This window comes from Gluconobacter vitians (assembly GCF_015244565.1).
Lineage (GTDB): Bacteria > Pseudomonadota > Alphaproteobacteria > Acetobacterales > Acetobacteraceae > Gluconobacter > Gluconobacter vitians.
In genome coordinates, this window is the sequence record NZ_JABCQG010000033.1 from 1 (window position 1) to 13,431 (window position 13,431).

12 protein-coding genes are annotated in these 13,431 nt (G+C 53.1%); 11 read left to right on the forward strand and 1 reads right to left on the reverse strand.

What is annotated here, in order from left to right; all coding sequences use genetic code 11:
* Window positions 1–193 precede the first annotated feature (193 nt).
* The 7 genes from HKD24_RS14115 to HKD24_RS14145 all read left to right on the forward strand — a co-directional run bounded on the left by HKD24_RS14115 (window position 194) and on the right by HKD24_RS14145 (window position 5,106).
* Window positions 194–712: a hypothetical protein gene (locus HKD24_RS14115; RefSeq protein ID WP_228124447.1), complete on the forward strand. Its 519-nt coding sequence runs from the start codon at window positions 194–196 to the stop codon at window positions 710–712.
* Between the two features lie 123 nt (window positions 713–835).
* Window positions 836–2,278 carry a DUF6880 family protein gene (locus HKD24_RS14120; RefSeq protein ID WP_194260840.1) on the forward strand — a complete coding sequence of 481 codons (1,443 nt, stop codon included), beginning with the start codon at window positions 836–838 and terminating at the stop codon, window positions 2,276–2,278.
* A 105-nt stretch (window positions 2,279–2,383) separates the two neighbouring features.
* Window positions 2,384–2,608, forward strand: coding sequence for a type II toxin-antitoxin system VapB family antitoxin (gene vapB / locus HKD24_RS14125; protein ID WP_025829388.1), 225 nt, complete (start codon window positions 2,384–2,386; stop codon window positions 2,606–2,608).
* Window positions 2,608–3,012, forward strand: coding sequence for a type II toxin-antitoxin system tRNA(fMet)-specific endonuclease VapC (gene vapC / locus HKD24_RS14130; protein WP_194260841.1), 405 nt, complete (start codon window positions 2,608–2,610; stop codon window positions 3,010–3,012). Before vapB ends, vapC begins: the two co-directional genes overlap by 1 nt.
* Window positions 3,013–3,162: 150 nt before the next feature.
* The gene (locus HKD24_RS14135) at window positions 3,163–3,408 is read left to right on the forward strand and encodes a type II toxin-antitoxin system CcdA family antitoxin (protein WP_228124448.1); all 246 of its coding nucleotides are present in this window, start codon (window positions 3,163–3,165) and stop codon (window positions 3,406–3,408) included.
* A complete protein-coding gene (locus HKD24_RS14140; protein ID WP_025829386.1) occupies window positions 3,409–3,714 on the forward strand; it encodes a CcdB family protein in 306 nt (101 codons plus the stop codon).
* Window positions 3,715–3,837: 123 nt separating this feature from the next.
* Window positions 3,838–5,106, forward strand: coding sequence for a cation:proton antiporter (locus tag HKD24_RS14145; RefSeq protein WP_194260842.1), 1,269 nt, complete (start codon window positions 3,838–3,840; stop codon window positions 5,104–5,106).
* Here HKD24_RS14145 and HKD24_RS14150 read toward each other — a convergent pair.
* Entirely contained in the window at window positions 5,095–6,402 is a 1,308-nt protein-coding gene (locus tag HKD24_RS14150; protein ID WP_194260843.1) for a chloride channel protein, read from the reverse strand. The genes HKD24_RS14145 and HKD24_RS14150 overlap by 12 nt on opposite strands.
* Before the next feature lie 222 nt (window positions 6,403–6,624).
* Here HKD24_RS14150 and HKD24_RS14155 point away from each other — a divergent pair, with 222 nt between their 5' ends.
* From HKD24_RS14155 to HKD24_RS14170, 4 genes are all read left to right on the forward strand, one after another.
* Window positions 6,625–7,308 carry a YoaK family protein gene (locus HKD24_RS14155; RefSeq protein WP_194260849.1) on the forward strand — a complete coding sequence of 228 codons (684 nt, stop codon included), beginning with the start codon at window positions 6,625–6,627 and terminating at the stop codon, window positions 7,306–7,308.
* Between the two features lie 520 nt (window positions 7,309–7,828).
* Window positions 7,829–9,049, forward strand: coding sequence for a TolC family protein (locus HKD24_RS14160; RefSeq protein WP_228124449.1), 1,221 nt, complete (start codon window positions 7,829–7,831; stop codon window positions 9,047–9,049).
* Window positions 9,046–10,203, forward strand: a complete 1,158-nt coding sequence (locus tag HKD24_RS14165) for an efflux RND transporter periplasmic adaptor subunit (protein ID WP_194260845.1) — start codon at window positions 9,046–9,048, stop codon at window positions 10,201–10,203. The genes HKD24_RS14160 and HKD24_RS14165 overlap by 4 nt, the downstream gene beginning before the upstream one ends.
* 3 nt (window positions 10,204–10,206) lie before the next feature.
* Window positions 10,207–13,323 (forward strand): efflux RND transporter permease subunit, encoded by a 3,117-nt coding sequence (locus tag HKD24_RS14170; protein WP_194260846.1) that lies wholly within the window; start codon window positions 10,207–10,209, stop codon window positions 13,321–13,323.
* The last annotated feature ends 108 nt before the right edge of the window (window positions 13,324–13,431 follow it).

Here is a 13,431-nt window from a genome sequence, read left to right on the forward strand (position 1 = left end):
TGATTTGAACTCCGCCGCATACCTCTTGCGCGTAACCTTGCCCATAAAACCCGTCCTCTCTCAGGTCGGATTATAGCTTATTGCCCTGTCCGAAAAATGGGGACCACCTCTGATGGCCGCTTCAGGCCCTGGTCTACCGGCCCACCGTGATCGCTCGCCTTCCAATCTTCCATATAATTGAAGGTGAAAGATCATGTACGAAGATAACGAAATGCGTGTTGAAATCCGTGCAAGACTGAAAGGACGGATCCGCTACAATGTGACTACGGACCAGATCGAAGTCATGGCGGGTGAAGATGATGAACTTCTGCGCTGGGAGACCATAAACCGCAGGACAATGCTTCAGCATCTGCCACCAGCCGTGATAGATCGACTCTGGGACATGATCTGTGACGCGGCTGGAAGCGGCGTTTACGCTGATGATCGTCTGGCCGGGGTGCAATTTCTTGGGCTCCATCGCGTCGTCGATCATCTCGAACGGGAAGGGCTTCGGATTGAGGCAGTTCCTGTGCCATCTCTGTCGCCGCCAGCGCCGGTCGCGGTTACTCTGGCCGCGTTCCTGGCTGCGCGAGAAAGAACAACCTTGGCAGAAATCATGCAAAACGTGATCGACGTGCCGCCAGAAAAAGATCTGCTTTTCATGCTCAAAAATGCAGGGTGGGAGTCACGAAGGACTGCCACCGGGCGCTTCTGGGTGAAAACCAGGCGGTGAATAGCCGACATCGGATTCGCTCGTCCGGCTTGGAGGGGCGTATCCGATGAGAGGAAGGCCCTGATACGCCGGACCAACACTGGGCGATTGCGCTTCCTGGGGACAGAGCCATAATCTGTTTCCATGACTCGAAACCCCTCTGAAAAGCCCATCCCTCGCAAGTCCCGTGCGTCAGCGAAAGTCGGCACGACTGTCACGAAGGATAATCTGAAGGCGCTTGGTGCGGACCGACTTGCGGACCTGCTCGTCGAACTGGCAGGGCAGGACACCGCACTGACCCGCAAGCTTCGCATGGCGCTGACGGCGGTTCATGCGAAGGATAAACTCGGCAAGGAGATCGAAAAGAGACTGCGCACGATCCAGCGTTCCCGTGGGTTTCTGCCTTGGGACCGGATCCGTCCTCTGGCTGCTGAACTTGACACCTTGCGGCAATCCATCCTGGGTGACGTTGCCTCTGCCGATGTCGGGCAGGCCATTTCAGCCATGAGGCTGCTTGTGGAGATTGCGCCATCCGTCTACGAGCGCTCGGACGACAGTTCCGGATACCTGTCGGACGTCTTCCGGGAGGCCGCTTCTGATCTCGGCGTTCTCTGGGGACGACAGGCCAACCGGGATCCCGCCACCGTTGTCACAGACCTTCTCACGCTTCTCGATAATGACGGGTATGGTACCTGCGATCGTCTGCTCGCCGCGTGTGGCACGGCATTGGGTGAGTCGGGCGCGGCCATGCTCAGAACCACGCTTCTGGCGCGACTGCGCGACCTTCCCGCGTCAAAGGGGAACAGGGATTATCATGCCGACATCGCGCGCATGCAGACCATCGGCCATTTGAGGGATCTGGCCGATGCCATGGGCGACGTCGATGCGTATGTTGAAGCTGTCAAACTGACTGACCGCCAGTCGGTCTATATCGGGGCCGTCGCACGTCGCCTGCTGGATAAGGCGCGCGCCCGGGAGGCCCTCGAATGGCTCGACCGCGAGCCGGACGAGAACTCTCGCTTTTACAAGGAAAACGACGATCTGCGGATTGAAGCATACGAGGCCGTTGGAGACAGAGACAAAGCCCAGGCCCAGCGATGGAATGTCTTTCGGGAACGCCTGAGCCAGCCGCACTGGAAAGCCTATCAGCGTTATCTCAGCGATTATGATGCGATCGACGCCGAAGAGCAGGCTCTCGATCATATCCGGAATTTCCCGAATAGAAGCGTGGCCCTGTCTACTCTGCTGGAATGGCCCGCTCTCGACGAAGCTACCCGTCTCGTGCGGCATCATACAGCGGAACTGGACGGACGGGACTACGGGACGCTGCGTCCGGCAGCGGAACGTCTATCTGAGTCTTATCCCAACGAAGCGACGCTGCTCTACCGTCTGCTGGTCGAGGCCGTGCTGGATAGGGCGCTCTCCCGTTACTACGCCTATGCCGCAAAGGATCTTGCGTCCTGTCTGCGACTGGCACCCATGTTGACCATGGCTGAAGGCATGGAATCCCATGAAACGTTCATGACCCGGCTGAAAACCGCACATAAGCGCAAACTGGGATTCTGGTCATTGATCGCCGTGCCCTGAGAGCAGGCTTGGGGGAAAATGGTCTGGCCAGTATGGCGAGCGAATTCCATTGCTACCCGGCAAGAGTTTGGATATACTGTCGGCATATCCAAAGTGGAGGTTACGATGCTCACCCGCACGACGCTCTTTCTGTCCAATCGCTCCCAGGCCGTGCGTCTTCCCAAAGCGGTTGCGTTTGACGTCAGCCTGAAAGACGTCGTGATCATCCCGGACGGTGCGCGTCGCATAATCGCGCCTGCGAATGCCGCATGGGACGATTTCTTTGCCGCGCCGGGCACGCCACTGCCTGAGCGCGATCAGCCGAGGATGCAGGAACGCGAAAGCTTCTGATGCTTCGTTATCTTCTGGATACAAACTTTTGCATCCGCGTCCTGCGCGATCGTCCGCAAGGCTTGCGTGAGCGTTTCAATGATAATGCCGAGGCGCTCTGCATCTCGGACGTCGTACTCTACGAGCTTCTTTATGGAGCCGAAAAGTCACACGATCCGGTAAAGACGCGGCGTGAGGTCGAACATTTTGCCGCGCGTCTGTCTGTTTTACCGTTTGATGATGACGCCGCAGCCCATACAGCGGAAATCAGGGCACAGCTGGAAAAGCGTGGCTGTGTCATCGGCCCATACGATTTGATGATTGCCGGGCACGCTCGAAGCAGGGGGCTTGTCGTTGTGACTGGAAACTTACGAGAATTTACGAGGGTAGATGGGGTGCGATCTGAGGATTGGACGGCCGGTTAGGGGGTAAGAGGTGCTTCTGCCTCATGTCAGACGTAACAGGAATTGCTGGAGTTTTCTGAAAGCAAGCATATATCGAGATGATAATATGCGCATGGAAATGTGCATAAACATGTGCTATGTTTCAGTTCTCATGTAAATAGGATCAAAGCTATGGTTCGCGTGCATTCTACCACCCCGTCACGTCGTCCCACTAATGTGACGTTACCTGCTCAGTTACTCGAAGAAGCCAAATCGCTTGATCTCAATATATCGCAGGCCTGCGAACAGGGGTTGAAGTCAGCGATCGCTTCGGTCCGTGCTCAACAATGGCTCGCAGAAAATCGCTCCTCCCTTGAAGCATCCCGACAGTATGTCGAAAAGAATGGTCTTCCTCTGGCGGATTATCGGAACTTCTGAATGGCCCGTTTTGATGTGTATTGTTTGGCCGGACGAGGTGAAGCGCGTTTCGTTTTAGATGTGCAGGCAGACCTGCTGGACGAGTTGGGCACCCGCATCGTGGTGCCGCTTTTGTCACAGAAAGTGGCACCCAAACCGGCAAAGAGACTGAATCCGGTTTTTGTATTCGATGACCAGTCGTTCGTTATGATGACACAGTTTATGGCTGCTGTATCTGACCGTGATCTGAAAAAAGTCGTGACGTCATTGTCTCTTTATCAGGATGAAATCACTCAGGCTATTGATCTACTGTTAACTGGTTTCTGAGAGACGGCTTTAGTCGGCTTCCGCCTTCATTTCTGCCGTTCAACGATCTGTCGCGCTTTCCCCGATAGCGGACATTACCGGTTTCCCTTGACGTAAGGTCCGGAAGTGTCCAGCGGTGGCGGCATGGATACCATCAGCCTTCTTGCTCTGCTTCTGACCCTTTCGGCAGGCTTCAGCATTCTCAACCATCACACACTGCGTATTCCTGTCACGATTGGTGTTCTGATTTTCTCGTTGCTGACGTCGCTTGTGTTCATGATCCTGAACCTGTTGCTTCCGGCCTACGACCTTCAGGCTTTTCTACGATCGATGCTTGGAGCCATCAATCTCCCTGCGGCACTTCTGAATGGCGCGTTGTCGCTTCTCCTGTTTGCCGGTGCCATGCAGGTCAATGTCGGACATCTGAGGGCAAAGCTGATGTCTTTGACAGCCCTCTCCATTCTGGGAACCATTCTGGCCGTCGCGTTTCTTGCGGTCGCCGCGTGGTCCGTTTTTCCGCTACTGAGACACGCGATTCCCTTTACATGGTGCATTGTGCTCGGTGCCATTCTCGCACCTACGGACCCGGTTTCAGTCGTGGGAATGCTAAAGCGTCTGGGGCTGCCGGGACCGCTTCAGGCTATTTTTGCAGGGGAAAGCCTGTTCAACGATGGCGTGGGTGTTGTCATTTTCGGTGTCACGATCGGGCTGGCAACCGGAGGAAGTCACGAAGTGACCGCCTCCGAGATTGCGCTGAGTTTCTGCCGGGAGGCAATCGGTGGTGGTCTGTTGGGCGCACTGACCGGGTGGATGGCTTTGCGGGTGCTCAAGGGACAGCGGGATCCGCATATCGACCTGCTGACATCGCTGGCCCTGGCCACTGGAACCTTCAGCATCGCCAATCAGCTTGGAATGTCCGGAGCTATTGCCGTCGTCGTAGCCGGTCTCTGCTTCGGAACAAGCTATAGCCATTCCGTTTTCGACGAAGCGTCCCGCAAAGACCTCGACGTTGCGTGGACCCTCATTGACGAGGTGCTGAACGTCCTGTTGTTCATGCTTATCGGCTTTGAAATCCTTGAGATTAAGCCGCATGTGTTTGCAGTTTTGGCAACGCTTGCCATTATCCCACTGTCCATTGCTGTGCGCGCCTTGAGCGTGCTCTTTTCAATACTCCCGGCCCACCTCAGGCAATGGGAACAGGGCCGCGTCCTGGGTATCCTGACATGGGGTGGTCTCCGTGGAGGCATCTCGGTCTCTCTGGCGCTTGGACTGCCAGCCGGAGACTTACGGGAGTTGCTGTTGCCGGTTTGTTACGGCGTAGTGGTATTCACGATCATCGTACAAGGACTTACGATGGAATGGGTTGTCCGAAGACTGTTCCCCTCCACCCGTCTCTCAAGCTTAGATCGGTAACTTCTCCTCAGAGGCAGAGTCCTGTTTCGTAAGCATGGGCTCTGGTCGTGCGGCGGGTTTGTCCATCGTTTCCAGAAATCTGTCGGCCAAGGCGGTATAAAGAGGTTGAGGGCAGACAATCCGGGAGACACCAAACGCCAGAAACGCTGTGGCCAAAAGTGCAAGCGTTACCTGCTGGTTATCGCAGATTTCCATGACGATGATCGTTGCGGTTAACGGCGATTGAGCAACACCACAGAAATAGGCAACTGTCCCCAACAGCACGACTGCACCGGGGGTCGTATGCGGAAGAAACTGTTCGATCCATCCGCCGATGCCCGCTCCGATTGCAAGAGAGGGTGCAAACATTCCACCTGGAATTCCCGAGCAGTACGAGACCAGCATTGAGAGATACTTCAGGATAAAGAACGAGGCCGGGTAGTGGTCGGTCCCTGCAAAAATTGCCTGAGCCTGCACATAGCCCGTCCCGTAAGTATTCCCTTTGGAGATCAGTCCGATCACGGCGGTCAGAAGGCCGCACAATGCTGAGAACATGATCGGACGCTGTTTGGCCAGTCGGCCAACAGAGCCAGGTAAGCCTCTGGAAGCCCTGATGACGAGTGCGGCAAAGCTTCCCCCAGCCAGCCCCCCGACAATGCCGCAGACGAGAACGGCAATCCACGCTGTCCCAACAGGGATATTGACGTCGGCATGACCAAAATAGGTATAATTTCCCATGAGGGTAATAGCGGTGACACCTGAGATCACAACGATCGTCAATGTCCGGCCTGAGGCTTTCTGCTCGAAAGAGTGAGAAAGCTCCTCAATAGCAAAGACAATGCCAGCCAGCGGCGTGTTGAAAGCCGCTGCCATTCCAGCAGCGCCTCCCGCCAGAATCATGCTGCGCTTGGATGCGATATTGGATTGCCCAAGCAGTCGTGAAAAGCCATGCATGATCGACGCTCCGATCTGCACGCTGGGACCTTCACGTCCGATGGAGGCACCGCAGACAAGGCCAAGGCAGGTCAGAATGATTTTCCCGGCGGCAATCCGCAGCGTAAGAATACGGTCCACAACGTCGTAATTTCCCATGTGGAGGGTGGCGATCGTCTGGGGAATTCCTGACCCCTGCGATCCTTTGAAAAGCGTTCGTGTCATCCAGGTAATAAAGGCAAAGCCCGCGGGCGCGAGAACAAGCATGGCCCAGGGATGCCACGTCACGAAGCGCATCCGGAGCTCCGCGCACTGATCACCAAATCTAGCGAATAAAACGGCTGTCAGACCCACAAGGACAGCGCCGATCCAGTAAAGACTCATCCGGCGCCAGCGTGTTGTCCTGGCGCGCGCTGTTCGTCTGAGATGGTGGATCCTGTCCTTGTGATGAGCGGATGGTTTCACAGGAGCAGAAGGTATATCAGACACAGAAAACGTCCATAGCAGTATAAGCCGTTTCCTCGGCCCTCATGACGACGACGGGAAAACTGGAATAAGAATGTCGTGCCAGATTTGTCTGGACCGGGTCAAATATCGGAATTCATGATGTCACCTCCCCTCATGTCCATTGCTGTCTCTGCCCGCCGCGTCTTCATCCTGGGTCTTGTTGCAGGATATGTAGATGCTCTGAGCTTCGTGGACTTGGGAGGTGTCTTTGCAGGTGCGATGACTGGAAACACTACGCATATGGGCGCTTCATTCGTGCAGGGAAATTTGGCCCATGGTTTCCTGCTTGTTGGTGCGCTGGCGATTTTCTTTATCAGTGCGGTCCTGACCAGCCTCGCGCGCCTTCTCTGGCTTCCGGCTTACGGCGTTATGTTCATGACGATCCTGATGGTGCTGGCACAGGTGGCTCATTCATCTCCATACCGATACTGGGGTGAGTTTCTGATTCTTCCAGCTCTGCTGGCTGTACAGGGAGAAACCATTGCGAAATTTTCCGGCACATCAATGCCGACGATTGTCATCACAACCAATCTCCTGAAAGCCGCATCTGGCGTTGCAACCTGGGTGGCTGCAAAGCTGGCACCGTCCCGCGTGGGGACTCCGCTCTCCGGAAGTATTCTTCTGCCGGGGCTGTCTTTCCTGTCTTTTTTTATGGGGGCACTGATGGCAGCACTCGGGCTGGCAGTGCACGGCAGCTTTCCGTTTCTCTGGCCCCTGCCGTTTCTGGGCTTTCTTTACTGGGACGTCTGGAAATCAGAGCATGATGGACGTTACGAGGACTGAGACAGCCCAAGCTGAATATCACAGAGTAATCTGGTCTCTGAAGCTTTAAACCCTCTCGCACTGTTGCGTTTGCAAGACAGGGCCCGGCAAAATATTTCGCAATTACAATTTCTTCATATCAATAATTCCGCTGGCAGAAAATAATAATCAGAGCCAGCTTCTCTGGAGAAGGGATGAATTCGATTTTGGCGCAGAAATAATCTTCATGGGAAGTGTTACGTGATGTCCCTGCGCACGTGCGTCATATTGGACCTCGGGTCCGTGTATTTCATAGAGAGCACCGAGTTATTGGACAGTCATATTAAAAAATTCGCATAGTACTTGATATGGGCAAATTTCCGGATCAGAAAATAGTAATTTTATTATAATATCCTCGATGTGCCCTGTGCGCGAGCATAAAATCCAATCAATTCTATAAAAAAATTATTAATAGTGAAACATTCTTTGAAAAATAAAGAAGCCATTGCGTGTGTATGAATTTTGAAGATCTTGCATCTTCGAGAGACCTATATTCGTGAAAATGCCTCTGTCGATATATTATCTGAGTTTTTCTCTCCTTTTACTAAGTTGTCTTTCGCAGGCTGGAGCAGAAACACTTCATGACGCCATTCACTTGGCCTGGCAAGCAGATCCGAGGTTGTCGTCTTTTCATACGGATGCTTTTGCAGCCAGGAAAGAGGCCAAAGCGGCACGCGCCTGGTTTCCTGACAGCCCTACTATCACAGGCGAGTATCTTGACGATCATTTTATCGGTAGCAAAGTCGGCTATACAACGTACCAAGGCGGCATAAATTTCCCTTTGTGGCTGCCAGGGCAAAGCCGCGCAATTGCCAATGAAGCCCTTGGAAATCAGGAAGTTGCCGACGCCAACACTCAGGTGGAAAAACTGGTAACGGCTGTCCGTATCGTTACGCTGACCAGCGAGGCGACACTTCAGCAGGAAACCATTCGAAATTTACGTCATGCCGATTCCCTGCTGGGAAATATCGCTCACGTCACTGAAGTTGCCTATCAGAATGGTGAACTGTCCGGCTCTGATAACGAGGCGATTGTCGCAGAGAAAGAAACCCTTGAAGGCAGGATTTCAGATGCAGTTCAATCTTTGGACGGTATCAAAGCTGATCTTGAAGCTCTGACCGGACACGAAGATATTCCTGATCTTCTGTCTCTTTCAGGACATATCCTGGATGGGCGTAACATGGCTCTGAACGTTGAACGAGATCCGAGAGTCAGGCTGGCAGAGGCCATAAGAAGTGTCTCAAAATCGTCCTACGAAGTTGCGCGTCATTCCAAAATCCCCAATCCGCGCTTGGGTGTCATGGTCAGCCGGCAGGAACAGTATCAAAGTCCGTGGGATACGCAGGTAGGGGTTCAGATCCAAATCCCTCTACCAAGTGCAGCCCGAAATACTCCCATGGAAATGAAAGCGGTCAGGGCTATGGCGGCGGCAGACCGGGATGCCATTCTGGCGCGCAGAAAAGTCCAGACCGAATATCGGCAGGTTCACACCCGCTTTCGTTCGTCGCTGACAATTCTGCAACACAGCGAAGCAACCAATATCGCACTACAGAAACGTGCAAATGACCTTGAAAACGCCTGGAAGGTCGGAGAAGTGCCGGTCATAGAATATCTCCGTGCGCGCCGCAGTGCTCTGGAAGCGCAGCAACGAGCCTCTCAGGCGAATGTCGTCTGGCACACGGCCATGATCAGAATGATGCTCCTGACAGGAGAGACCCCGTGAAAAAATCCATCTTTGTGTTTGTCCTGTTGGGCGTGAGTCCTTTGTGCTTTCCTGGCGTAGGCATGGCTGAAAAGACCGTTCAGATTTCGCCGGATGCTTTTAAAGCGGAAAATATTGTGATCTCTACGGCGATAGACGGAACGCTGTCTGATCATATGGATGTTCCGGCCTATGTCGCAGTTGATGAGCGCCATGTCGCCCGTATCCACCCAGTCGGAAACGGCCGTGTTCAGGAAGTCTTTGTAACGCCAGGAGAGAAAGTCCAGAAAGGCGCGCCCCTTTTCAAATATGAAAATTTCAGCCTGGCAGATCAGGAACAGAGAACTAACGAGGCACAGGCGGCTTATCAGCAGGCCCTGGCGCAAGAAAGTAACGCAACGGATATTTATAAACGTGGGCATGCTTTAGAGGGGGGCGTTGTCTCCTCCGGCGAAGTAGAGCGACGCTTCTCATCGTTCAAAGCAGCACGTGAATTGGTTCGTCAGAGACAGGCAGAGTTAACTACGGAACGGCAACGTCTCGCACGGTATTCGACACAATTGGAAAAAGGAGAAGGTCTGGTTTCTACCGTGACCTCTCCAATCAGCGGTATTATCCGTACGATTTCAGTAACTCAGGGAGAGAGTGTTTCGAATACAGCCTTACCAGCTGTTGAAATTGACGACCTCTCGCAGGTTTGGGTCATCTCGCAGGTTGATCCACAGAAAGCTGGACTGTTGGCTGCTGGGGGGCAGCAGTTAACATACATCTCTACAAATCAGACTCCTATTTCTTCAAATATTACTCTTATCGAGGCCAGTATTGAGCCTGGAACCAGACATGTTCTGGTGCGTAGCCTCGTAACAAATCCTGATATGATTTTGCGTCCTGATATGCTTGTAAAAACTCGTTTGATGACAAGAAATCGTGTCTCCGGCGTTCTTGTTCCAGAAGCCGCCATTCAGACATTGAATGGAGAAAATTGTGTCTTTGTTCAAAAATCAGATCATGAATTTGTTCCGAGGAATGTGACTGTCGCGACTACTCTTGAGGGAAAAGCTTTGGTGACAGAGGGTCTCAAGGCTGGGCAGAAAGTTGTCTCACAAGGAAGCTTTGTCCTGAAGTCGCAATATCTTCTGGCGCCGACGCCTGATCATTCCGAAGCACGGGACTAGATCATGAATTTCTTTTTGCATGTCGTCAAAGGCCGGAAAGGAATTCTGGGCTGTATTCTTCTTTTGATGGTGGCAGGTCTTTTCGATCTTCGCTCTCTTCCCGTAGAGCCAGTTCCAGATATTTCGCCACGTCAGGTTCTCGTCTCTATTCAGGCACCTGGATTACCGACAGAAGAGGTGGAGAAGCTCGTTACATTTCCCATTGAAACGGTGCTGTCGGGGGTTGTCGGGCTAAAAAACCTAAGATCGGTTTCCCGTACTGGCGTATCGGTTCTCTATCTTCAATTTGATGACAATACGAGCATTTACCGCGATCGGGACCTGGTGTCTCAATTTCTGGATCAGGCAAAAAATACCATTTCAGTCCACGGACTCTCCATTAGCATGGGGCCAATGGCCACAGGCATGGGTGAAATCATGCAACTGGAGATTAAAGGGAAAGGCCAGTCTCTCACAGATCTGAACCGCATTCTGAACTGGTCTGTTGTGCCTAAGCTGCGACTGATTCCTGGAGTGGTGGATGTCAACGTCAATGGTGGCGCATCGGAGACCTACGAAGTCGCGCTCGATCCAATGGCCATGCGTCGGTTCAATGTGTCCATTTCAGATGTTTTTAAAGCCGTCGATACTGGCAATGAGGCCGCTGGGGGGGCGTGGATAGAACATAATGATGAGCAGCACATTATTGTGGGTCGCTCCCTCATCGATGACCTCAAAGAATTGGGAGAAGTTCAGGTCAAAAGTGGCCCAAACGGAGAGGTTGTTCATATCAGGGATATTGGCACTGTCCGCAAAGGTGCGCTTCCAAGGCTTGGAGCTGTAACACGGGATGGTAAAGGAGAGGCTGTGAATGCAGTTGTTCTTCTGCAGGAAGGCGCAAGTGCCCGTGACACGCTCAACCGGTTAAACAGAATTCTCCCAACGCTTCAAAAAACACTCCCAGAGGGCATTACCCTGGAGCCGTATTACAGCCGTACGACGCTGACAGATGTGACGATTGATACCGTCAAGGAAAACCTTGCATTGGGCGCGTTGCTTGTTCTGGTGGTGCTGCTTGTCGTTCTTGGAGACTGGAGGGCTTCTCTGGTCATCATGTCCATCATTCCTTTTGCTCTGCTGGCTGCGATGGTTGGGATGCACCATCTTGGTATTTCGGCCAATCTTCTCAGTCTTGGGGCCATAGATTTTGGAATGATTGTCGATAGTGCACTTGTCATTGTCGAGGGCGTTCTGAGTATTTCCGTTATTGCGGGGCTGACTCTGCAGGAGCGCGTGGCCAAAGTGACGGCCTCTGTCGCGCGACCTGTGATTTTTGCCGTGTTTATCATCATGCTGGTCTATCTGCCGATCCTGACACTGGAAGGTGTCGAAGGGCGGATGTTTCGACCGATGGCAGAAACCATTATTCTGGCATTGCTGGCTTCTCTCGTCTTCGCTTTTCTGGGTGTGCCAGCTTTATGTGCGATGGTCATGAAGAGTCATTCAGGAAGCGCTGACACAGTGACCGGACCTGAAGGACAGGAACATGCCTTCAGTGTCGAAAGCCATGACACACGATTTATCGCCTTTTTAAGGCGTGGCTTTAACCCGGCAGCGCGATATTGCCGCACACATACAAATCAGATTTTCATGGTTGCAGTCGGTATTCTGCTTGTATCTGTTTTTTTGGCGACACGTCTTGGAGGAGAGTTCATTCCACAACTCCAGGAGGGTGATTTGATTGTAACGTCAACGCGTCTTCCAGGAATCTCTCTCGATGCTTCAGTGCGTGCCGTTACGAACATTGAAAAGACCCTGCGACAATTTCCCGATATTCGCATGTTGGTGAGTAATACTGGAACGTCAGCTATCCCTACAGATCCACAGGGCGGAGAACAAAGCGACACCTATGTTTTGCTGAAGCCGCGATCAGAATGGAAGACTGCACATTCCCAGGAAGGGCTCGTGAGGGCGTTTGACGCAGCACTGCGCCAGAATAATCCCGGCTCGCTTTTCTCGTGGAGCCAACCTATTCAAATGCGCATGGATGACATGCAGGCCGGAGTGCGCTCACAGATTGCAATCGGTATCTACGGTCCTGATATTCGTCGGCTACAGGAACTGGCGCAACAGACGGCAGATATTGTCAGCAGGATTAACGGTGCGGCGGACGTCGCTCCCCAGGATGTTGGGACGATTCCATATCTTCATATTGATGTGGATCGAACAGCCGCAGGTCGGCTCAATGTGGATACAGCGGCTATTCTTGATGTTGTCGAGTCCGTCGGCGGACACGTCGGGCCGCCGGTTTCAACGGGTGATGCTTTAATTCCAACCGAAGTGCGGATCGACGCTCCGCAAAGGCGTACTCTTGATGATATCAAACGCCTCCCGGTCGCGACACGAGATGACCAGATGGTTGAATTGTCTCAGGTCGCTAAAATCACGCTGACTGATGGGCCAGCGGCCATCCGCCGCTATCAGGGGGAGCGACGGATGATGGTGCAGGCGAACGTGCGCGGGCGCGATATGAGTTCGTTCGTACAGGAAGCTCAGACGACCGTTGGCCAGCAACTTAAACTTCCGCATGGATATCGTGTTGAATGGGGCGGGCAGTTTCGCAATCTCCAGTCAGCTGTTGCTCGATTGGAGATTGTCGTACCGATTACCTTGGCGCTTATTTTCTTTCTGTTGGTGTTCGCGTTTGGGGATATCTGGGTAGCGGGCCTGGTCTTCCTGAATCTGCCGTTTGCCGCAACGGGTGGTATCCTGGCACTGACAGTAAGATCCCTGCCGTTTAGCGTCTCTGCTGGAATTGGGTTTATTGCTTTGTTCGGGGTGGCGACCTTGAATGGAGTAGTCCTTGTTTCCTGCATTCGGGAAAAACGAGCGGCAGGGTTGTCGGCGCGCGTTGCCAGTCAGGAGGCCGCTGAAGAGCGTTTCCGCCCTGTCATGGCTACAGCTACTGTGGCCTGCCTGGGGTTCTTTCCTATGGCGTTTTCAATGAGCGAAGGGGCTGAAGTCGAAAAGCCATTAGCAACCGTTGTTATTGGAGGGCTGGTGTCATGTACGGCCCTGACTCTTCTCGTCTTACCCAGTCTGTATGTTAAGCTGGACGAATGGAGAAGAAGCCGACTCTAGGGCCTGTTAGATCTTGAATTTCTTCCCATATTGTAGGGATGGAAGAAGGAGACAGAACAGGCACCTTTACGGACGAGACATGGGCGATCTGGGAACCTCTGATTGAAG